16 protein-coding genes and 2 pseudogenes are annotated in these 20,850 nt (G+C 61.2%); 13 read left to right on the top strand and 5 right to left on the bottom strand.

Annotated features, from left to right (window positions below; translation table 11 throughout):
* Positions 1 to 5 precede the first annotated feature (5 nt).
* Positions 6 to 303 (top strand): annotated as a pseudogene (locus tag PBR20603_RS17970) (transposase); the annotation flags it as partial.
* Positions 304 to 489: 186 nt separating this feature from the next.
* Here PBR20603_RS17970 and PBR20603_RS17965 read toward each other — a convergent pair.
* Positions 490 to 912 carry a nuclear transport factor 2 family protein gene (locus tag PBR20603_RS17965; RefSeq protein ID WP_150560855.1) on the bottom strand — a complete coding sequence of 141 codons (423 nt, stop codon included), beginning with the start codon at positions 910 to 912 and terminating at the stop codon, positions 490 to 492.
* Between the two features lie 628 nt (positions 913 to 1,540).
* Between PBR20603_RS17965 and PBR20603_RS17955 the strand changes: the two genes are divergently transcribed.
* Positions 1,541 to 2,062: a hypothetical protein gene (locus PBR20603_RS17955; RefSeq protein WP_150560854.1), complete on the top strand. Its 522-nt coding sequence runs from the start codon at positions 1,541 to 1,543 to the stop codon at positions 2,060 to 2,062.
* A gap of 160 nt (positions 2,063 to 2,222) precedes the next feature.
* Complete coding sequence (locus tag PBR20603_RS17950; RefSeq protein WP_150560853.1) at positions 2,223 to 3,599, top strand: acyl-CoA dehydrogenase family protein; 1,377 nt, start codon at positions 2,223 to 2,225, stop codon at positions 3,597 to 3,599.
* 25 nt (positions 3,600 to 3,624) lie between these two features.
* Here the strand turns inward: PBR20603_RS17950 and PBR20603_RS17945 are convergent.
* Both PBR20603_RS17945 and PBR20603_RS24200 read right to left on the bottom strand, forming a co-directional pair.
* Positions 3,625 to 3,829, bottom strand: a pseudogene (locus tag PBR20603_RS17945) (IS3 family transposase); the annotation flags it as partial.
* 84 nt (positions 3,830 to 3,913) lie between these two features.
* On the bottom strand, positions 3,914 to 4,231 hold the full coding sequence (locus PBR20603_RS24200) for a hypothetical protein (RefSeq protein WP_174977962.1): 318 nt from the start codon (positions 4,229 to 4,231) through the stop codon (positions 3,914 to 3,916).
* Between the two features lie 305 nt (positions 4,232 to 4,536).
* Between PBR20603_RS24200 and PBR20603_RS17935 the strand changes: the two genes are divergently transcribed.
* The 3 genes from PBR20603_RS17935 (at position 4,537) to PBR20603_RS17925 (ending at position 7,297) form a co-directional block, all read left to right on the top strand.
* Positions 4,537 to 6,108 carry an MFS transporter gene (locus PBR20603_RS17935; RefSeq protein ID WP_217425977.1) on the top strand — a complete coding sequence of 524 codons (1,572 nt, stop codon included), beginning with the start codon at positions 4,537 to 4,539 and terminating at the stop codon, positions 6,106 to 6,108.
* 62 nt (positions 6,109 to 6,170) lie between these two features.
* The gene (ribA, locus tag PBR20603_RS17930) at positions 6,171 to 6,815 is read left to right on the top strand and encodes a GTP cyclohydrolase II (RefSeq protein WP_150560852.1); all 645 of its coding nucleotides are present in this window, start codon (positions 6,171 to 6,173) and stop codon (positions 6,813 to 6,815) included.
* 53 nt (positions 6,816 to 6,868) lie between these two features.
* Positions 6,869 to 7,297: a hypothetical protein gene (locus PBR20603_RS17925; RefSeq protein WP_150560851.1), complete on the top strand. Its 429-nt coding sequence runs from the start codon at positions 6,869 to 6,871 to the stop codon at positions 7,295 to 7,297.
* 14 nt (positions 7,298 to 7,311) lie between these two features.
* Here PBR20603_RS17925 and PBR20603_RS17920 read toward each other — a convergent pair whose 3' ends face one another.
* A complete protein-coding gene (locus tag PBR20603_RS17920; protein WP_150560850.1) occupies positions 7,312 to 8,910 on the bottom strand; it encodes a tetratricopeptide repeat protein in 1,599 nt (532 codons plus the stop codon).
* Between the two features lie 236 nt (positions 8,911 to 9,146).
* Here PBR20603_RS17920 and PBR20603_RS17915 point away from each other — a divergent pair, with 236 nt between their 5' ends.
* The 6 genes from PBR20603_RS17915 (at position 9,147) to ribB (ending at position 16,978) form a co-directional block, all read left to right on the top strand.
* The gene (locus PBR20603_RS17915) at positions 9,147 to 10,430 is read left to right on the top strand and encodes an acyl-CoA dehydrogenase family protein (RefSeq protein WP_150560849.1); all 1,284 of its coding nucleotides are present in this window, start codon (positions 9,147 to 9,149) and stop codon (positions 10,428 to 10,430) included.
* Between the two features lie 25 nt (positions 10,431 to 10,455).
* Positions 10,456 to 11,058, top strand: coding sequence for a nitroreductase family protein (locus tag PBR20603_RS17910; protein WP_150560848.1), 603 nt, complete (start codon positions 10,456 to 10,458; stop codon positions 11,056 to 11,058).
* Positions 11,055 to 11,651 carry an NADPH-dependent FMN reductase gene (locus tag PBR20603_RS17905; RefSeq protein WP_150560847.1) on the top strand — a complete coding sequence of 199 codons (597 nt, stop codon included), beginning with the start codon at positions 11,055 to 11,057 and terminating at the stop codon, positions 11,649 to 11,651. The genes PBR20603_RS17910 and PBR20603_RS17905 overlap by 4 nt, the downstream gene beginning before the upstream one ends.
* Positions 11,652 to 11,682: 31 nt before the next feature.
* Positions 11,683 to 13,050: an acyl-CoA dehydrogenase family protein gene (locus tag PBR20603_RS17900; RefSeq protein WP_150560846.1), complete on the top strand. Its 1,368-nt coding sequence runs from the start codon at positions 11,683 to 11,685 to the stop codon at positions 13,048 to 13,050.
* A gap of 373 nt (positions 13,051 to 13,423) precedes the next feature.
* A complete protein-coding gene (locus PBR20603_RS17895; protein WP_150560845.1) occupies positions 13,424 to 15,685 on the top strand; it encodes a TonB-dependent receptor in 2,262 nt (753 codons plus the stop codon).
* Positions 15,686 to 15,829: 144 nt separating this feature from the next.
* The gene (gene ribB, locus PBR20603_RS17890) at positions 15,830 to 16,978 is read left to right on the top strand and encodes a 3,4-dihydroxy-2-butanone-4-phosphate synthase (protein WP_150560844.1); all 1,149 of its coding nucleotides are present in this window, start codon (positions 15,830 to 15,832) and stop codon (positions 16,976 to 16,978) included.
* A gap of 30 nt (positions 16,979 to 17,008) precedes the next feature.
* On the opposite strand, the gene PBR20603_RS17885 is transcribed toward ribB, so the two are convergent.
* Entirely contained in the window at positions 17,009 to 18,562 is a 1,554-nt protein-coding gene (locus tag PBR20603_RS17885; protein ID WP_150560843.1) for a hypothetical protein, read from the bottom strand.
* A gap of 293 nt (positions 18,563 to 18,855) precedes the next feature.
* On the opposite strand from PBR20603_RS17885, the gene PBR20603_RS17880 reads away from it, so the two are divergent.
* Entirely contained in the window at positions 18,856 to 20,370 is a 1,515-nt protein-coding gene (locus PBR20603_RS17880) for a DHA2 family efflux MFS transporter permease subunit (protein WP_217425976.1), read from the top strand.
* Positions 20,371 to 20,850: the final 480 nt, after the last annotated feature.

Genomic DNA, 20,850 nt, shown 5'->3' with positions numbered 1-20,850 from the left:
TCGGCGCAGCGGTACCAAATGAGAAATGGCTCACCGACATCACCGGGTTCCAGATCCCCTGCCGGTAAGGTCTATCTGTCACCGGTCATCGATGGCTTTGACGGGATGGTTGTCAGTTGGTCCATCGGCACGCGACCGGACGCCGGGCTAGTGAAATCGATGTCAGATGTATCCATCGAGACCATTGCCCCCACAGGCGAGCAGCCTATTGTGCACTCCGACCGTGGCGCTCACTGCCGCTGGCCGGGCTGGCTAACTCGCATTGCCGACGCAAAGCTGGTTCGCTCGATGTCACGCAAAGGGTACCGCCAACGATACCGAGAAATACCACAGGCACTTACCGCCGCTCCGCGGACCGCGACGGAGGTTCAGTACCAACTCTGCGACAACAGCCTCAAAGATGAAGTCCCTCGATACCATTGGCGGTGACATACCGTCATCGATACTGGAATGCGACAGAACCGTTCGCCGCCGCCTTTGGCTGCCTTTCTACTTCGGATGCTTAGGCGGCGCGATCTTGTTAATACCGCTCCAATGTTCCGCGAGCTTTCCGTCCCGGACGCGATAGGCATCGAAAACGAAAAAGGGATAGGTTCGCGTCGGGTCTTCCGGCTCGGGCTGAGGGAATTCGCCGGCAATCACTACCATATCGCCCTCGGCAACGATAAGCGCCGGCGGAATGACGAGGTCCGGCCGGACCGGCAGCGGCGGCAGGCCGCGAAACATTTCGGCCACGAGCGCCTCCAGGCCTGCGCGGCCGCTGGGCAGATGGGAACTGTGCTGCTGGTAGTCCTCCGTGACGTAATCCTTTACCGCCGCGGGATTCCGGGCATCAAACACGTGCCGGTAAAAATCGATGACAAGCTGCCGGTTGCGAGCTGCCTGATCCGTCTGTTGAAACTGGTTAGTCATGGTCTTCTTCCGTGTCGGAACATCAAATGAACAAATCCCGGCTTTGCGCTGCTTCGGTGCGCGAGGCGTCTGGGCGCAAAGTATGAACGGCCGGCCAAGGAATGCGGAAGTCACAGGAGGTCGCGTCACGCGCGTCCTGTTGATAAGGCCTGCGAACCGTTCAGGCGGTCAGCAAGAACGCGCAATTGCGCGCGCCACTCGCGTGGTTCCAGCGCCAGTTGTTCAGCCGCAAGAGCGAGCGTCGCATCGTGCCGCCCGATGTGGCACAGGGCACGTTGGGCGAAGCCTTCGAGGCGGTACCGAATGTGCCTGTGCCGGACGGCTCACCCTGTGGGCGTGCGCCTCACCGAGGTGAGGTCACGCATTCAGGCCCCTTGTTTCGCTCGAAGTCTAAGGGGCGGTGGAGAAAATGTCGTAACCCTCTGAGACCTTGTTTTCCGACTGCGTCGGCGACACTACCTCAGCGTCTCCAACCCAGTGAAAACCACATGAACCAACTCAGCAAGCCGGCAGCCTTCGTCGCCGGTTCCGGCGCGGTACGCCAAGGCAAGCGAGCCGGTGCGCCGACACAGTATGTAGTTGCGACGCTCCCGCGCCGCGCAGATCCCCTGAATGAAGGAACCCAACAATGAGCGGATTCACAATCGTTAACGGCGTCGCTGAGATTAGCGATCCCGCCATCTACAAGAACTGGCTTGACAACGACGAGTTCAAGGCCGCTGTTGCGGCGGACCCGTCGCCAGAGCGCACCGCGATTAAACGGCTGCTCATCGAGTTCGAAGCCGACCTTTCCCGGATCGTTCGCGACAATGTGGTGCAAGAGCGCGTAGTTGAGGTGATGACGAAGTACATCGCCGAGGACTACATTCAGCACGACCCAAACGCATTTGGCCATGGCCGTGAGAAACTCATTGAGCAATTTCGGTTTGTGCCCATCACCGGCACGACACCGCCGCCCGTTGTGAGCGTCATTCTCGACGGTGAGGTCGGCTGCCTCATGATGCGCGAACTGGCACCCGATCCAGTTGTGCTCGGCGCGACCTACGAGTGGAACATCCTCACGGTATTTCGAGTCCACAACGGCAAGATCGCCGAGCACTGGAGCACCTTCCGCAAAGTGGTGCCCGGTCAGAACCCGATGGGAAATTGAAAATGCCGAAGGGAGCGCTCGTCCTGGGCGCCTTGCGGAGCCTGTCGTCGACAGGGTTCACGGACGAGCCGTCGCCGATGCCTGCACCCGGTCTACCGGCAGGGCCTCGCTTCCTGACGCAACCTGACGCTCAACCACGATAGACGTAGAGTACAAACTGATGACCTTCGAAATTAAGACGCCCACAGGAGCTCCCCCTTCCGGAGTGCCGCCGCTGGGAGGGCCTTTGGCCCGCCAGCCGAAGTTTCCCGAGTCGCCGTACCTCAGCGAGGCTGGGCGTCGGATGCGTGATGAAATCCTCGAGATGCTGCCGCTGTTGCGCAAGCACGCTGCCGAAGGCGAGCAGCTCGGCGCCCTGGCCCCCGCCACGCTGGAGGCCGTCCACCGCGTGGGGGCCTTCAAGATCGCAATTCCGATCGAGCTTGGCGGGTTGGCCCTCGGCGCGCGCGACTCTGCGGAGGTCGTCAAGGCGCTCGGTCAGGGCGATGCGTCGGCCGGCTGGCTCGTGATCGTCTCGAGCGCGGCCAGGAACGCGCTTGGCTTCGACGCGAAAGCCCGCGACGAGGTCTTCGCCAGCATCCACGATTGGGTCGGCCCGATCATGTTTGGCGCCACCGTCTTCGCGCAGAAGGTCGGCGACGGCCGCAAGGTCGACGGCGGCTACATGCTCAAGGGGAAATGGTCTTTCGGCAGCGGTTGCAAACACGCAGCCTGGGGCGGAGTCGGGTTCGAATACGACGATGCAGCCACAGGCACTCGCCGGCGCGGGTTGGGGATACTCGCGCGAGACCAGTATTCGATCGTCGACGACTGGCACGTCATGGGTCTGCAGGCGACGAGCTCGAACAGCGTCCGAGCAGACGAGGAAGTCTTCGTGCCCGACTACCGCGTCGTCCACATTGATGACCTGCCGCGAATCACGGACGCGCTGCGTGGAAAGTACGCCGGGCTTGCCTTCAAGCACAGTCCGATTGGCGGCATGCTCGCCACGACTTGCACCTTCGCCGCACTGGCGGTTGGTATCGCGCAAGGCGCCCTCGAATCGTTCCTCGAACAGGCGAAGAAGCGCCCGCCGTTCAACGTTCCCTACAAGACGATGTCGGAGATGGCGTCGATCCAGATCGTGGCCGGCAAAGCTCGGGCGGTGCTCAACGGCGCCAATGCCGTCCTCTGGCGTCACGTCGATGAGATCGACCGGCGGGCACTCGCGCAGGAGGAGTTCTTCCCGTGGGATGAGCCCGAGATCACGATGGACCTGGTCCACCAAATGCACGAGTGCCTCCGCATGGTTGATGGCTTGCTGCTCGCACTTGGCTCGTCCGCCGTCGTCCTCAGCAATCCTCTGCAGCGCGCGGTACGCGATATCCATGTACTGGCGACGCATGGTGCATTCCGCATCGACCCGACGGCCGAAATCAGCGGACGAGACATGTTCGGCTTTGAGCCTTTCCCGATGATCGCCGCACTCAGCGCCCCTGCGCCAAGTGCGGACCCATCACAGGTTCCGCCGCCCGGGGGGACGGGACCTCGTGCTTAGTGACCTTGCCCCTGTTTCACGAATCCTATAGCAGAGAGATTGACGCGGCTCGCCCCTGCCGAGCAGCGAACCAGTTTTTCTCGAACGTCATGGGGCTGACGTAGCCGGCGCGAATTACAAAGGCCAAGCCAGTCAACGATTTCATCCATGGCCGCACGCCGGGTGGCGAAGTTCCGGCCATGCCGGCGTGCAACGTTCAGCGAACCCCACAGGCTTTCGGTCGGCGCGTTGACGCCCCTATGTCAAGCAGAAGAGGTCGAATCGGCCAGCTCGGCTCAGAATGAGCGGGTACCACTCCCGGACGATATAGCGCTTCAGGCAGTGGTGGATTTCCTTGCTGGACATGCCTTCCTTCGTCCGGCGCTCGACATAGGCGCGGGTGTGCGGATCGCTGCGCATCCGAACCATGGCAATGGTCCATAAGGCGTTGATTGCAGACCGGGACGATTGACTTCCAACACTTCGATTCGTAAAGAGCCAAACGAATTCGCCCATGTCAACAGATCGAGATATCCAGCCCTGCCGGTCGAGACCGATAGCGTTCCAAGAAGCCTGCCCGTGTCGCCGATCACAGCCCCGACATGTGTATTCAGATGCGTGTCAACGCTCCGAATCACTTCGTTTTGTTCCATGCTTGTATCCATTGTCGTGGGCGCAACGCCAACCCCACTCGCAGGACAGGACACTCATGGTGCAGTACAAAGCGTCTATCGGGTCACAGACGGTGAGTCCGGCAACGCTCGGGGAATGCCGGAACCGATCGACAGGTCGACACCAGGTCAGCTTGGCCAATCCCAACACGGGTCAGGCTTGAGTTTAAACGCTCAGCAAGAGATTCGTTTTGCCGGGGCAAGCTCAGTGTCGTAACCCTCTGAGACTTTGTTTTCCTACTGCGTTGGCGACACTACCTCAGCGTCTCCAACCCAATGAAATCGACATGAACCAACTCAACGAAAACGACATGAACCAGCTCGTCAAGCCGGCAGACTTCGTCGCCGGTTCCAGCGCGGCCTGCGTCGGTGTCACTGGCTCCGAGCCCCGAACCGGGACGACACAGACGGACGACGGCGCTCCGCCGAAGCTCAGTTTGAAACAGTACCTCGCCGAATTCATGATGGTGCCAGGTCGAGCCAAGGCTGCACTCATCGGAAGCCTCCTCCTCGTGGCTATGGGCCCCGCCGGCCTCTCAGCGTTAACCCCGTTCGTGGTGCCAGCATTCGCGATGAAGACAGGCGCGCCACTGCCGCTAGCGATGCTTATCTTCGCCACCCTGCCGCTGATCCTCGGCCCGCTCGTCCTGCCTCTCGCTGGACGATGGGCAGATCAGCTGGGGGTTCGCCGCGTTGCGCTTCCTGCGATTATCCTGTACGCGATCCTCACGGGGATCGTCCCCTTCTTTGCAGGTACGACCTGGCTACTGGGAACACTCCTCGTTCTCGCGTCGATCTCTGGGTTCAGTGCAAGCCTGGGCATAGCGTTCAAAGTTATCTCTGAGTGGTTTCCCGAACACCGCGGGGTCGGATTTGGCCTTATCGGAGTCGCATCCAGCCTCTTCAGCGCTGTCTTCTCTCCGCTGCTCCAGTGGCTGGTGAACGGCAATGCTGCGGTGTCGCTCTCGATGATGCCGGGCGTCAACGGGGCCGCGCCATCGAGTGCACATCGGTCGCTGGATGGGGCCGTGCCGGCTCTGGATGGCAATCTTGCTGCAGTGCACGGGGGGCTTTCTGCTGTCAACCCAGGTGTCTTTACGGGATTCGGCTGGGACGGTACCTACCATTTGATTGCAATCGCGATCGCCGTCATCGGCATCCCGGCTGTGCTCTGGCTCATATCCGAACCGAAGCCGACACCCGTTGTGACCATGCCGAAAACCGTGGATGTCAATCTGCCGGGTGTGCCGTTTAAAAAGGCAATACCGACGCGCGCATGGATCTTCATTACGCTGTTCCTCATACTGTCCGCCGCGGGACCGATTGCGATGCGCATGACCGCGGTGGACTTTTACGGGCAGAGCGGCATCGATCCAGCAACGGTGTCCCTCGCGCTGTCCGTGCTCTTCAGTACGTCGGTTATCGGATTACTCGCCGCCGGGGCCGTACTTGATCGGGCCAGCCATCCATGGGTCGTGGCGGCGCTCCTCGCGACGGTGCCGGTCGGTCTGGCGCTGGCGCTCGTCAATACCGGCTCTGTAGTGCTTCTTTACGTCTCCATGGCATTCCTCGGTTTCGCAAGCGGCGCAGAATCGACACTCGGCCCCACATTGATAGCGAGGTACTTCGGACTGAAATCGTTCGCTGCATTGCAAGGTCTGACCCTTGCGATCACGTCGCCGATTCTGGCACTGTCCCCATTCCTCGTCACCGTGATCAAGGCGGCTTCCGGCAGCTACGCCGTTCCCCTGCTGATACTCACCGGAAGCGGCGTGATCGCTGTCATTCTCGCCGCTCTGCTCCCGAAGTACCCGAGGCCGTGGGTGGGCGTGGTTGAGAACAGCGATCCACTTTCGTAATCGAAGGTAGTGGCGTCGAGCCGCGCGACGCCGACACCTGGCGCAACAATCTCTGCTTTCCGATGACTCAGACCGTCCCTGCCTCGTTGATTCCAAGCATCCGCTGCGCCGGCCAAGCCCCCCTGCCCACGGTTCATGGCGAGTTCCTCGCCCAGGTTTACCTGCGCGAGGGGGATGCCCTCGAACACGTGGTGCTCAGCCTCGGGCTCGACCAGCCGACCGCAGTCGGCACACCGGCCGGTGTGCTGCTGCGCATGCATTCCGAATGCGCTACCGGCGACCTCTTCGGCTCGCTGCGTTGCGACTGCGGCCCCCAGCTCACGCTCGCGCTGGAGCGCATCGCAAGGGAAGGCCGAGGCCTGCTGATCTACCTGCGTGGCCATGAGGGCCGCGGCATCGGTCTGGCGCAGAAGCTGGCGGCCTACCAACTGCAGGACCGGGGCCTGGACACGGTGGACGCCAACCGCGCTCTCGGCCATCCGGTGGATTCGCGCGACTATGGCGTCGCCGTGGCCATCCTCAAGCAGTTGGGCTTTAGCTCGGTGCGGCTGATGAGCAATAACCCGCGCAAGGTCGCAGCCTTGGAATCGGCCGGCATCGAAGTGCTGGAGCGCAGTGCGCACGAGGTGCCGGCGCAGTCGCACAACCGCCGCTACCTGCAGACCAAGCACCAGCGCCTGGGGCACTTCCTGACGGCGATCCCTTAATCTCTTCGGTCAAGTGTCCGCTCGAACGACAGCAGCCGCGATGTCGTTGACCCATGGCCTTCAACTACACCGACGCGATAAGCATGACCACGATCGGCGCGGCGACCTTGATTACCGAGGGGCCCTGGCGGCGCAATCTTGTTGATGCCGCTCCAATGTTCGACCAGTTTTCCGTCGCGAACGCGATAGGCATCGAAAACGAAGAACGGACAAGTACGCGTTGGATCGTCTGGTTCAGGTTGGGGGAATTGCCCTGCAATCCCCCCCCTATCGCCTTCTGCGACGATGAATGCCGGAGGGATCATCAGAGCGGTGGCAAACCACGAAACGTTTCTGCAACGAGAGCTTCCAGACCCGTGCGTGGCGACTCGGAGTTCAGCGAGTCATCGCTGCGCTCGAATCGCCAGAACAGCTTGGTGGCCGTCTCCAGAGATGCGTTGTCAGTGCTGAGTGAACGCCGAATCGACGAGTTGGCGAAGTAAGTCGCTTGCCGAGGCTAAGAAACGTTCAAACGGCTCGCCATGGAGTTGAACGCCGGATGCGCTCGGAGGCCATCATAAGCAGGCGAGGTGAGTAACGGCAGTTCCTGCATCTGGTTGCGGGACGTCAAAGCACAATCCAGGCATTGAAACGCCTGTTCGACATCTCCGAGTCCGGTGTGGATCAAGGTCATGGCCGCAAAGTTGGCGTCATCCGGTCGATGACGGCCTTCTTGCAGGACGCTCAGAAGACGTCTCGCTTCGATTTCTCTTCCGCTGCGCGCGTAGGCGTAGCCGAGGTGCGCCAAAGCCACGGGATGTTCATCCACCAGGCGGCATACCTCTTCCAGTTGGGCGATCGCTGTCTTATGGAATCCTGCATAGAGAAAGCAATCGCCCAGCAACAGCTTGGCCACATCGAACTCGGGCGCCAGAGCCACCGACCTCTGGGCAAATACGATTGCACCGTCAAAGTCGCGCATGTGCATGCAGATGGCAGCCAGCGATGAATGCGCAAATGCGGACCGCGGAGCGAGTTCTACCCCGCGTTCTGCGGCTTGGAATGCGTCCTGCAATCGGCCGGATTGAAGGTGTCCCAATCCCATGACGGTATGCGGCAGACCGTCTGCCGGATTGGCCATGATCGCTTGGTTGAACATCCGTGCCGCTTCGTCGATACGGCCGGACGTGAGGCAGCCCAGCCCGAGCGCCACCTGCTCGCCCGCGGTGCGGTCCCGAATCGCGCGACGGAGATACTCACGCAGCAACACGTTGTCGCGTAATACATGACGCGGGGCCATGTCGTCTTCCACCGTGATCGACGGCGGGCGGGAACGCAGCCAGGATTGCACCGAAGCCGCAACGTCTGTGGCAACCCGTCTTTGAAAGGCGATCACGTCCTCCACATGTTGTTCATGACGTGCGGACCAGACGGTCACATCCTGGTTCGGATCAATGATTCGCAGATTCAATCGATAGGTCTGCCCTTGGCGGAACAGACTGCCCTCCATCACGTAGGAAGCCTGAGATACTCGCAGGGCATGCGGCAACGCGTTCTCGATCTGACCAAACCCTTCGCTGGAGTTCCGGGAAAGCACCACCATGCTCGGTAGATTGGCCAGACACAGGCTGATTTCATCGTGAAACGCCGTCACGATGTCTGAATCGTGGATGCTCAAGCCTGAGAACGGGAGAATCAGCAGCCGTGTCGCGATGGCTTGGCGGGCGAGCGGCTGCAGCGCCGCCGGCTCATTGTCTTTTCTCTCAAACCTGAAGGTTGGCATGAAGCCGCCCTTTGGCAATGAGATTCTCACCTCATCGTTCACCCCTTCAGTTTGAAAATAGACCTCCAGGCGGGATCTCAAACGCCACGCCTCGGTTCGCACGCTGGTCTGAAGTTGCGGGTGAAAGTCGCCGTCGTGACCGAAGGCTTCAACGGCAATGGTGAACTGTTTCAGCCGTTCGCCGCGGCCAGCCAAGGTTTCTGACACCAGATATTGCAATAGCTGCCGTAGACGCTTCGCGCGACGGAAGGTTTCGCTGTGCGTTATGGCGTGAAGCGCCGCAGCAATGCGTTCTTTCTGCAGTTCGAGAGAGGGATTGCAATCTGAAAGCATACTTTTTTCGTACGTCCTACACGATGGCCACTCGATTCTATTGAGTTTCCCGTCTCCCGACGCACGGGGTATATACCTACGCCCGCCGGTGGCTAGGTCACATGACGTCACGAGCCTGCAGCGACTCAACTCAGCCGAAGCCGTGACCGTCGTGGAATCGTCGTAACCCTCCGAGACCTCGCTTTCCTGCTGCGTTGGCGACACTACCTCAGCTTCTACAACCCAATGAAAACGACATGAACCAACTCAGCAAGCCGGCAAACACCGACGCCGGTTCCAGCGCGGCCTCCGTCGGTGTCAGGGGGCCGAGCCCCGAAGCAGTGAAGATGCGCGACGCGATCAAGGCATTGACACCCCTTCTGCGCGACACCGCTTGGGAGAGCGAAAAAGCGACAGCCCTCGTACCGGAGGCGTTGCGTGCACTGGATGAAACCGGTTTCTTCCGGATCACGCTGCCGAAGAAGTTTGGCGGCTCAGCTTTCGGTGCGCGCGACCTCGTCGAGGTGATCGCCGCCGCGTCCTATGCCGACGGATCAGCAGGCTGGAGCGGTTTCGCCGCGTCCGGCATCCGTATGGTCCTTGCCTTCAGCCCGCAGGCGGTCGATGAAGTCAGCGCGACGCTTCCGAACTGGGTCGGGCCGGCTGCGGTCGGGGCGTCGATCTTTTCCACCATCGTCGGCCAGGCCACGCGCACCGACGATGGGTTCCATGTCACGGGCAAGTGGATGTATGGCAGCGGCTGCAGCTATGCCGCGTGGGCGGTCGTCGGTATCGAGTGGCAAGAAGATGGCAAGCCGGTTCGCGGTTTGGCGCTACTCGCTCGAGATCAGTACGAGATCCTGGACGATTGGCATGTCATGGGCATGGCCGCGAGTTCGAGCAACAGCATCGTCGCCCGCAACAAACTCTTCGTCCCGGCATACCGTGTGGTGCGCCACGCAGACCTGCCCGCCGCCCTGGCCTCGCTGCCGCAGAAATACGAGGGCCTGACCTATCGCATGGGTCCTCTGGGGACGATGCTGTCCACGGCGCTCGCCAATATCGCGATTGCACTCGGCATGGCCAGGGGCTGCCTTGACTCCTTTGTCGAACAGGCCAATAAGCGCGTTCCATTCAACCTGCCTTATGAAACGGTGGCGACGATGCCGTCGACTCAGGTCGTTGCGGGGCGGGTCTATGCCATGGTGCAGGCGGCCGAGGCCTTGATCATGCAGACGGCCGACGAGGTCGATGCACGAGCCCGCCGCGGAGAGGATTTCTCGCCTCGCGAGGAATCCCTCGCCACGATGACGATCGTCCATGCCGCCAACCTCTGTGGCGAAGCGATCGACGAGATGCAGCTCTGCATCGGTTCTTCATCGGTCAGCCTACGCAACCCCATCCAACGTTTCGCTCGGGACGTGCGAGTGATGCTGACCCACGGGGCCATCCGTCGGGACCCGGCTGCGGAAATCGCGGGGCGGCATGTCCTTGGCATTGCGCCTTTCAACATGTTTGCCGGCGGCTTGGCACAGCGCTGATTATTTTCAAAGGAGAAATTTCTATATGCCCACTTCCTCAAACAACCGTGTGTCGACGTACGCCGTCGACCCCATCTTTCTGGACCGCTGGTCGCCCCGGGCCTTTGACGACAAGGCCATCATTTCCGAAGAGGATCTGATGACGATCTTCGACGCTGCTCACTGGGCACCGTCCTCGTTCAATTCGCAGCCGTGGCGCTTCATCTACGCCCGCCGGGATACACCGGAGTGGTCGCGACTTTTCAATCTCCTGGTTCCCATGAACCAGGGTTGGGCGGTGCGGGCGTCCGCCTTGGTCGTGCTGGTTTCTGCAACCACGGCACAGCTTCCAGGCGCTCCTAGCCCGAGTCCGTCTTACAGCCATTCGCTCGACGCTGGCGCGGCGTGGGCCTATCTCGCGCTGCAGGCGACGAAGCTTGGTTGGCACGCGCATGCGATGGCGGGGTTCGATGTCGAGCACGCTGCCGGGGTGCTGAACGTACCGGATAACTTCCGGGTTGAAACGGTCATCGCCATCGGCCGGATCGGGGACAAGAGCGTGTTGCCGCCCCCCCTTCAAGAGCGCGAACAGCCCAATGTTCGGCGGCCGGTCGAGGAGGTGGTGATGGAGGGGGTATTCAGGCCATGAAAACACTCTCTTCCAAGCCGTTCATCGTGGGCATCGGTGGTACATCCGTAAAGGGCTCATCGACCGAGCAGGCGCTGGGTGTTGCGCTTGCGGTTGCCGAAGCGGCAGGTGGGCGGACCCAGCTCTTTGGCGGAGAGTATCTACTCGCACTGCCTCACTATGTACCCGGTTGCACCGCGCGCAATGGTGATGGACACGCATTGATCGAAGCCGTCCGTGCCGCGGACGGCCTCCTCATCGCAAGCCCCGGCTATCACGGAACCATTTCCGGCCTCGTCAAGAATGCGATCGACTATTTCGAAGAAATGGCGAAGGACGAGCGGGTCTATCTGGACGGTGTCCCCGTCGGTTTGATCGCCACCGCCTATGGCTGGCAGGCGACCGGCGGAACGCTTGGTGCGCTGCGCTTGATCGTCCACTCGCTGCGTGGCTGGCCCACCCCGATGGGAGCCGCGATCAATACGAGCGAGCGGGTTTTCTCCGACGGCGCCTGCCAGGACCAGGCCGCGGCCAACCAGCTGAATTTGGTCGGCCGCCAAGTTGTCGAATTTGCGGCACGTTCAACGCGCTACGCAGTTGGCCAAGTTACTTAAGATACCTAAACATTTGCCAAGAAAATTAGACATGTCACTTCCTAATAAATCAATTCGCGATCAGGTGCTGGCTCCCCCTGTGGGGCCGGATGGCCATCCGCCATTTCCCCCAACGGCACCGACTGGTGCCGTTGAGTCGCCTTGGCTCACCGACGCAGGCCGCGCCATCGCCGCCAAGGTGCGGGCGCTGATGCCACTCATTCGCCAACAGGCTCAGGAAGGCGAGCGAATCGGCGCGCTGACGCCGCAAGTGCTCAAGGCGCTCGATGATGCGGGCGTCTACAAGATGACCATGCCCATCGAGTGGGGTGGGTACGGGCTTGGTACACGCGACCTGCTTGAGATCATCAGCGTTCTTGGAGAGGCAGACGGGTCAGCGGGATGGGCGGCCTTCGTGGGAATTGGGGTCAAGAACTTGTTGGCCCTCGACCCCAAGATCGTCGACGAGGTTCGTGCCGACGCGCAAGGATGGGTTGGACCCGCTGTAGTCGGAGCCTCGGTGTTCGCCACGAACGTGGGCCGCGGCCGTCGCGTCGAGGGCGGGTGGATGATCGAAGGAAAATGGGCGTTCGGAAGCGGCTGTAAGCACGCCCGCTGGGCCATGCTCGGTATCGAGTACGACCCGGCCACCCACCCAGGCACCGGCCGCGGTGTCGTCGTGTTGCCGCGGCCCGACTACGAGATCGTCGACGACTGGCATGTGAGCGGGCTGTCGGGAACCTCGAGCAACTCGATTCGGGTCGCAACCGAGACCTTCGTTCCAGAGCATCGATTCCTCGACCTTGCGGAATACCCGAGGCGGTTCGGCGAATTGCACCAGCGCTACAGCGGGCCTGGCTACCGGCAGCACGGAACCGCACTGCTCATTACGGTATCGATTGCCGACGCCGCGATTGTGCTGGGCATGGCTCGTGGCACGCTCTCCTGCTTCATCGCGCAAGCCAACAAGCGCCAGCCCTTCAGCCTTCCGTACCCGACGATCGGTGACATGGCGAGCGCGCAGGTCGCCGCAGGAAAGGCTCTGGCGATGATCAATGTTTCCGCTGCAACGCTCGAAGGCATCGCTGACCAGGTCGACGCGCGAACGGCTGAGGGTCGCGACTTCTCGCGTGAGGAGGAGAGCGAAATCAGCCTTAGTGTTGCGTACGTCGCCAACCTTTGCGAAGACGCGATCAACCTCCTGCAGAAGACGATTGGCTCGTCCACCGTCGGCCTCGGCAACCCGATTCAACGCTTCGTCCGGGATGCCCGCGTCCTGACATCGCACGGCGCCATTCGCCTCGACCCGCAGGCGGAGGTCAACGGTCGCCGACTCCTCGGTCACCCGCCCTTTGCCATGTTTGGCGGAGCGGTGCCCGAACGCAGCGCAAAGCCGAAGATGGAAGAACCTCGCCCATAAGCGGATTCTCAATCGTCTGCGGGCGTTGGTGCATGGCGGCGAGGCCCAGCCGGTAGGGTGTGGGCGTCGAAGTCGTCAGATCGCTTTGCCTTGTAAGCACAACGCCGAACGTCGGAACCACATCGATCCCAAGGGGCAGCGGGCGCGCGCGACGCAGTGACTTTGTTCGACAAAGCCCACGCGCCGCAGCGCCGTGGAATCAACCAGCATCTGTTGGCCCCATCCGCATCGAAGCCTTTCACGTCCGCGCGAAAGGTCAGTCGAAAAAGATGCGCGCTCGGTAGGAGCGCACACAAGAGCACCCGTCCGGAACAGGCCGTTAGAGCCCCATCATGCCGGACGGAGAAAAGCTTGATTTATAGGAGACAAAAACATGAATACACCGAGCCGATCTCCGTGGCTCCCCTTTCTGCTGGCGGCAAGCGTGCCGCTCGCCCTCACGATCGGGAAAGCGGACGCCGCAAGTGCACCACCTGAGGCCGCTGCGTCGAGCGCCGACGCCGCAAGTGCACCACCTACGGCCGCCGCTTCGAGCGCCACCCCAAGCCCGATGCCTGGGCCAGACAGCGCTTCCAGCATGCATGCACCGCCGTCGTCCGGTCCTGGAGAACCGCCACCGTCAGGCGCCATTGACCTGCCAATGATGAGCGTACCCAAGACCGAGGTCGGGCCTGTATTTCCCATACCCATTGGGGCTGGCGAGCCCGACTTTAAGATATCCAATACCCGCATCATGCCCGGCCCTGCCCTCGCCGGCATCGGCCCTGTCGCTCTCCTCGATGGATTTGACGCATTGTTGGGGCCGGCTCCTCTGGCAAATGGCTTTACTTATCATGGGGCCGAAATAAATTTAATGGGTGGTTCCTACGGACGCATTCAGGGACTGACGCAGGCAGGTGGGCAGATCGGCGACTTTGCGCTATTCGGCGCCTACAGCGACGTCAAGGACAATGGCTGGCAACAGCATGCCGGCGCCCGAATGCGGCAGGCTCACGGTGATCTGGGCTGGCGAACTGGAGGCAACGAATACCATTTCATCGTGCATACCGTATCGAGCACTAACAAGGGTGCGCTGCTGTCACCCGTGGAACTCATTGCGGCAGATCCAACGGCACAACTCAATTATCCTTCTTCGTTCGGCACGAACAGCACTCACCTCAAACTCACTGGAAGCTACGCCCTGGGTGACGGGTGGACGGCTCAGAGCAAACTATCGTTCGGTAAATTCAAAAGCACGCAGGTGATCACGCTTGGCGGCGCCCTGGTGAACGATTGTTCGAGCGACCCGACCTTACTCTGCAGTCTCGGTGCGCCATACATGGACATCAATGGCAATCAGTTTCGCTCTGCCGGCGCTGATTACTACGCCTATCAACAAGTGTTGAAAAGCGAGACGACATCATGGGGGGCGGCGGCAAGCGCATCCAATCGTGGACAGCTTTTGGGGCGCCCCAACAATCTCACCATGGGTATCGACTACAACCGGGCGCACGCGTGGGCCAACTACAGACAGCTTATCGGCACCATGAACGACGACGGAGGCTATGGGACCAATCTTGGTACAACCAACTCCCCGCCGACAGGCCTGCCGGAAGACGCCAACGCAACCGCCGACTATGTTGGGCTGTACGCGACCGATGCTGTTGACATCACCGATAAACTGAAAGTCGCTGCCGGCGGGCGCTTCAGCTATTCGCGTGTTGAACAGCGCGACCTGCGCGGCACGCGCCCGTCGTTTAACCAAAATCGCACTTTTACCCATTTCGCTCCTTCCGTCGGAGCGACTTATGCGATTGCGCCGGGATTGATCGCCTATGGTGGCTATTCAGAGGCGGCTCGCGTGCTCTCGCCTTCGGGAACGTTTTGTGAGGACAGGGAATCGGCATGCAATTCGGTGCCGCCCTGGTTTGTTTCCGACACGATCACGAATCAATCTATTTATCACACCTACAAAATCGGCCTCCGCGGTCAGTTGTCAGACCTGGGCTTTCCGATAGCTGGCGCCCAATTAGCCTGGAACGCCGCCCTATACCGCACCGACATTTCTGACTATACCTACGTGGCAGCAAGTACCGGCCGGCCGTCGCTTGCCAACGTCGGCGTGGTACGCCGGCAGGGAGTGAAGCTTGGGGCTGAGATTGGCATCGGTGCGGTGACGACCTCCGTCGGTTACATCTACACCGATGCCCGTTTCAAATCGTCGTTCTCGCTCTTTCAGCCAATCAATACTTCAGCAGACGCAAGTGGCTACATTCATGTGAAACCGGGAAACGTATTGCCAAACGAGCCAAGGCACCAGTTGATAGTGAGCATGAAAGTCGACGTGACGCCGAACTGGGTCGTCGGGACCTCGCTGCGAGCAGTATCGAGTTCCTACTATTTCGGTGATGAAATCAACGCCATGGGAAAGGTGCCAGGATACTTTGTCGCGAGCGCCAATTTCCAATATCGCATCAATAAGCATTGGGAGATGTTTGGCATTCTGGAGAACGCATTCAACACTAGATACGCGGTGACTGGTGGTCTGGTCTCGACCAGTCAACATATCGCGCTAGCGCCTGGTGCGACCAATTCTCGTGGGCAGGGTCTTGGACAGCCACGCTCCGTTTATGTCGGTTTTCGCTACAAGTTATAGGTTGAAAATGACATTCAAGATCCTTGGCCAAAGTCTGGGGATCGGCGTTCATACGGTGCCGCGGCCAGGAAGGTCTCTTCCCGGTGCGGCCTTGATTGGCGGCGTCGGCGGGTGGCCGGCCGAGGTGCAACAGAGGGACTTAACATGATCAACGACGGAATCAGGCAGGTCCGCGAGACCGAAACACGGATATCCTCTGCGCAGGAGATCATCAACGAGGCACGTAACGGGCGCATGTTCATCCTGGTGGACGACGAGGACCGCGAAAACGAGGGGGATCTGGTCATTCCGGCGCAGATGGCGACGCCGGAGGCAATCAACTTCATGGCAACGCATGGCAGGGGATTGATCTGTCTTGCGCTGTCCGAGGAGCGCGTTGATCAGCTCAGGCTGGAGCCGATGAGCCGCGCGAACGGAACGCGCCACGAAACTGCGTTCACCGTGTCGATCGAGGCGCGTGAGGGCGTGAGCACCGGGATCTCGGCGGCGGACAGGGCGCGAACGATCTCTGTGGCCATCGACACCGCCAAAGGTCCGGCGGACATCGTGAGCCCGGGGCATGTCTTTCCGTTGCGCGCACGGGACGGCGGCGTGCTGATTCGCGCGGGCCACACGGAAGCCTCGGTGGACGTGGCGCGCTTGGCCGGGCTCAACCCGTCCGGGGTCATCTGCGAAATCATGAAGGACGATGGCACGATGGCGCGCCTGGATGATCTGATCGTATTCGCGCGGAAACACGGCATGAAGATCGGCACGATCCGCGACCTGATCGCGCACCGGCTGCTTCACGACCATCCCCTCGAACAACGAGCTGCGGTGGCCTTCCATAGCAGGTGGGGCGGCCCGTGGCAGGCGCACGTGTTCTGGAACAAGGCGAGCAAGACCGAGCAGGTGGCGCTGGTCAAGGGTGTCATCGACCCTGAACGGCCGGTACTGGTGCGAATGCATGCGCTGTCGATTTTTGCCGACGCTTTTGGCGAGGTCGGCGAGCAATCGTCCTATCTCGCGCAGTCGATGCAAATGATTGCCAAGGAAGGGGCTGGCGTCGTGGTGATCATTAACAAGCCGCGCGCTGACGCGTTCACTGCGGCGGTGCGGCTGCGCGGCCAGGATGACCGCGACGCGGAGGTCAAGGAGCTTCGTGACTACGGCGCCGGCGCCATGGTGCTGGCCGAGCTCGGTATCCGGCAAGTTATCCTGCTATCGAACCACCGGCACAGTCTGGTTGCCGTGTCGGGGTATGGACTGTCTGTACTGGGAGAACGGCGCATCGACGTGGCCGTTGCCCCCTAGGGCTACGGACGAAGATCTGGCCGCGACGCCCTACGACAGTTGTGCGCGGTCGGCCAGCACGCTAAAGCGGGGATATGCGCGAAGGCTGTCATAGGCCGGCGACGAGAGCAGCAACAATTGCTGCGAGTGCTGGCGGGACATGAGTGCGCGATTCATCCATTCGAAGGCCTGCTCCGCTTCGCCCAGGCCCGTGTGGATCAAGGTCATCGCTGCGGCATTGGGACCGCCCGCAACGTCGGCGCTATCCTGGAGCATGTTCAGGAGGCGCCGTGCCTCGCCTTGTTGGCCTGTGCGGGCATACGCGTAGCCGAGGTGCGCCAGTGCCGCGGGATGTTCGTGCATGAGGAGGTGCGCTTCCTCCAATTGGGCGATCGCGGTCTTGTGAAACCCTGCATGTAGATAGCAGTCACCCAGCAGCAGCTTCACGGCATCGAACTCCGGGGCGAGGGCGAGCGACTTCTGCGCGAACATGATGGCGCCGTCGAAGTCACGCATGTGCAGGTATATCGCGGCGAGCGACGAATGGGTGAGCGCTGAGTGCGGCGCCAGTTCGACGCCGCGCTCGGCGGCCCTATAGGCCTCCTGGAGACGCCCGGATTGGAGATGACCCAGCGCCATCGCGGTGTGCGTTAGGCCCTCGCCCGGGCTGGCCATGATGGCCTCGTTGAACATCGAGGTCGCCTCGGCGGTATTGCCGGACGTGAGGTGACCGAGGCGCAGGTATTCGCGCAGCAGCACGTCGTCGCGAAACACCTGGCGCGGCGCCATCGCATCCTCGAGCCCGAACGACGACGGCCTGGCCTCGAGCCACGACCGAACGGACGCCGCCACGTCGCCGGCGACCTGTCGCTGGAATGCCATCATGTCCTCGACGCGCTGTTCGTGGCGCGTCGACCAGACGATTACGTCCTGCTGCGGATCGATAATGCGCAGGATCAGCCGATAGGTCCGGTCCTGGCGAAAGAGGCTGCCTTCCATGACGTAGGCGGCCTCAGATTCACTGGCGACTTGCCGCAGGGTGGCGCCTAGCTGCCCAAATTTCGAGCTCGTGCTGCGCGACAGCAACGCCACCAGGGGGAGGTTGGCCAGATGCAGGCTGATCTCGTCGTGAAAAGCGACCAGCATGTCCGCGTCGGCAATATTCAGTCCGGAGAAGGGCAAGATCAACAATCGGGCCGGGGATACGGCGCGTGCGACCGCTCGCACTTCAGTCGCCGGAATATTCTCTCTCCTGAGCTCGAATATGGGCATGAATCCGCCCTTCGGAAGAGAGATTCTCACTTGGTCTGTCGCGCCCTCGGTTCGATAATAATATTCGAGCCGGGATCTAAGTCGATACGCTTCGGTGCGCACGCTGGTCAGCATCTGCGGATCGAAATCGCTGCCATATCCGAATGCGTCCACGGCAATATTGAACTGCTTCAACCGCTCACCGCGGCCCGCAAGGGTTTCGGCAACCACGTATTGCAGCAGCTGCCGCATGCGCGTTGCACGCCGAAAGGTTTCGCTTTGCAGAAGAGCGTAAACCGCTGCGTTGATGCGCTCTTCCTGCAGATAAAGGGGTGTGATCTCGCTTTGAGCCATACTCTGCCCTCACCTATTTCTTGCCAACCGACCCATTCTATTGCGTTTTGCCAGGCGCGTGGCCGGCGCCACGGGTGGGCAGGTCACATCAGGTGACAGATTCGGCGAAACGTGGGTGTTCTGGCGTAATCCAAGCGCCGTCACCTGCTGTGACTTCATTTTCTTGCTGGGTGTGGAACACTGCTTCTGCATATCCCACACCTAGAAAACGACATGAAGCAATTAAGCAAACTGGCGTCCTATGCCGATGGCTCCACGAGCGAGTTGATGCCGCGCGAGATGGTGGGCGTTGCGTGAACCTCTCACAGGACTCTTCTGACGGCGACTTGAACTCATCTTCAGTGCAAAGGCTGGATCCGCACCTGCTGCGTGTCATGGGCGTCTTCGTTCTGGGTGCCTTGATGTCTACCCTCGATGCGACCGTCATCAACGTCGCTATCCAAGGGCTGACGAAGGCGTTCGAGTCGCCACTGGAGACCGTGCAGTGGATATCGACGGGCTACATGCTCTCGCTCGCCGCAGTCATCCCGCTCTCGGGTTGGGCCGCCGATCGCTTTGGCACCAAGCGTCTTTTCATGTTCTCTATCGTTCTGTTCCTGGTTGGCTCCGCGCTGTCGGGAATCGCGTGGTCGATGCCTGCGCTCATCCTGTTTCGTGTGCTTCAAGGACTGGGTGGCGGCATGATTCTGCCCACGGGCATGACGTTGCTAAGCCAGACGGCGGGCCCGCGACGCATGGGGCGGGTGATGGGAATTGTCGGCATACCCGTTGTGATCGGCCCTGTCCTGGGCCCGGTCTTGGGCGGATGGCTGGTCGATGCAGTGTCCTGGCGCTGGATCTTTTTCATTAACCTGCCCATTGGCGCCATAGCGCTGTATGCCGCTCACCGTGTGCTCACAACCGATGACCCGAAAAGCCCTCGCCCCCTGGACTGGCGGGGCCTGTTTCTGCTCTCTCCGGGATTGGCGATCTTCATCTACGGCATGGCAAAGGCGACGGCGATTGGGAGCCTGGCCTCGATCAGTGCGGATGCATGTGTGCTGCTCGGCGCTGTGATGATCATCACCTTCGTGGTGCACGCGCTGCGCTTCGAAGGCGCGCTCATCGACGTGCGCTTGTTCGTACGCCCAACTGTCGGCGCGGCTGCACTCACCAGCTTCCTGCTGGGTGCTGCGTTCTTCGGGCTGTCGCTGCTCGTGCCCTTGTATCTTCAGATGTTGCGTGGGTATTCACCACTCGCCACCGGTCTGTTGATTGCCGCAGAAGGTCTGGGAGCGATATTGGCCATGCCAATCGCGAGCATCCTCACGGACCGGATCGCGGCGGGCAGGGTTGTTCTGGTGGGCATCACGTGCATCGCAGTCTCTGTCTTGATGCTGAGCACGCTAGAGAACACGACGCCGCTCTGGGTCATCGAGCTCGCGCTCTTCGTCTTGGGCTTGGGCAAAGGCGCAACGATGATGCCAGTGACCAGCGCGGCGCTGAGTACCCTGCGTAAGCAGGAAATCGCGAGCGCCACCAGTGGTTTTAACGTATTGCAGTGCGCCAGCGGGGCCCTCGGCGCGGCTTTGCTGACGGTCGTGCTCACGCGCGATATAGCGAGCTTCGCGTCTGAGGGAAGCGGCCTCGCAGGGCCTGCTTTCTTCGTCGAGCCAGGTCACGCCGCGCCGGCCTGGCTGGGGTTGGCGTTCAGCCACACCTTTCTTTGCTCGCTCGGCGTCGTTGTGCTTGCGGGATGCGCGGCGGCGTTCTTGTTGAAGGATGATGGCCGCAACAAGCGCCGCGCTGAGTACATTACGAAAGCATGAAATCGCTCGTGCGACAAGTGGACTGAACGTGGTGCAGCGTGCCGGCAGCGCACTCGGAACAGCACTGTCAGTCCACATCGCCGACAAGGCGCGAAGTCGCGCCTTGTCGGGCGTGCGGAACACCACGCAATCGACGACATCTGCCGGGCCTCCCCTCCGCCCGGCAACCCTGCCGGCACCGTCGACAGTCAGCCCATCAAAACGAAGTGGCGATCTGCGCTTGAAGGATGAGATTGTTACGTGTGCGGTTGCGAACAGCGGTTTCCGTATAGGCATTGCGCCACAGCACGCGAGTCCGGGTGATCTGTGACCTCCCCCCGGATACCCGAGATAGCGGGGACAATCCGTCGTAGTTGGCGAGTGAAAAGCGTTCGAGGTCGGTAACGGCGAGATAGGCACTGGCGGGCAGTGTCCTGGACGGTCTCGCCGGGGACAAAGGTGGGTGAGGCGACCCGGGGTTTGGCGTGCGTCCAAATCGCC

Origin of the sequence: Pandoraea bronchicola, from assembly GCF_902459805.1 — a bacterium.
GTDB classification, from domain to species: domain Bacteria; phylum Pseudomonadota; class Gammaproteobacteria; order Burkholderiales; family Burkholderiaceae; genus Pandoraea; species Pandoraea bronchicola.
This window is presented reverse-complemented; position numbering and strand designations above follow the sequence as displayed.

What these genes read in the sequence shown, in the direction of transcription:
- PBR20603_RS24200 (WP_174977962.1), bottom strand. Translation starts at nt 4,231, where the DNA reads ATGGAACAAAACGAAGTGATTCGGAGCGTTGACACGCATCTGAATACA.
- ribA (WP_150560852.1), top strand. Translation starts at nt 6,171, where the DNA reads ATGACTCAGACCGTCCCTGCCTCGTTGATTCCAAGCATCCGCTGCGCC.
- PBR20603_RS17935 (WP_217425977.1), top strand. Translation starts at nt 4,537, where the DNA reads ATGAACCAACTCAACGAAAACGACATGAACCAGCTCGTCAAGCCGGCA.
- PBR20603_RS17910 (WP_150560848.1), top strand. Translation starts at nt 10,456, where the DNA reads ATGCCCACTTCCTCAAACAACCGTGTGTCGACGTACGCCGTCGACCCC.
- PBR20603_RS17885 (WP_150560843.1), bottom strand. Translation starts at nt 18,562, where the DNA reads ATGGCTCAAAGCGAGATCACACCCCTTTATCTGCAGGAAGAGCGCATC.
- ribB (WP_150560844.1), top strand. Translation starts at nt 15,830, where the DNA reads ATGATCAACGACGGAATCAGGCAGGTCCGCGAGACCGAAACACGGATA.
- PBR20603_RS17925 (WP_150560851.1), top strand. Translation starts at nt 6,869, where the DNA reads ATGGCCTTCAACTACACCGACGCGATAAGCATGACCACGATCGGCGCG.
- PBR20603_RS17955 (WP_150560854.1), top strand. Translation starts at nt 1,541, where the DNA reads ATGAGCGGATTCACAATCGTTAACGGCGTCGCTGAGATTAGCGATCCC.
- PBR20603_RS17900 (WP_150560846.1), top strand. Translation starts at nt 11,683, where the DNA reads ATGTCACTTCCTAATAAATCAATTCGCGATCAGGTGCTGGCTCCCCCT.
- PBR20603_RS17965 (WP_150560855.1), bottom strand. Translation starts at nt 912, where the DNA reads ATGACTAACCAGTTTCAACAGACGGATCAGGCAGCTCGCAACCGGCAG.
- PBR20603_RS17915 (WP_150560849.1), top strand. Translation starts at nt 9,147, where the DNA reads ATGAACCAACTCAGCAAGCCGGCAAACACCGACGCCGGTTCCAGCGCG.
- PBR20603_RS17950 (WP_150560853.1), top strand. Translation starts at nt 2,223, where the DNA reads ATGACCTTCGAAATTAAGACGCCCACAGGAGCTCCCCCTTCCGGAGTG.
- PBR20603_RS17905 (WP_150560847.1), top strand. Translation starts at nt 11,055, where the DNA reads ATGAAAACACTCTCTTCCAAGCCGTTCATCGTGGGCATCGGTGGTACA.
- PBR20603_RS17920 (WP_150560850.1), bottom strand. Translation starts at nt 8,910, where the DNA reads ATGCTTTCAGATTGCAATCCCTCTCTCGAACTGCAGAAAGAACGCATT.
- PBR20603_RS17895 (WP_150560845.1), top strand. Translation starts at nt 13,424, where the DNA reads ATGAATACACCGAGCCGATCTCCGTGGCTCCCCTTTCTGCTGGCGGCA.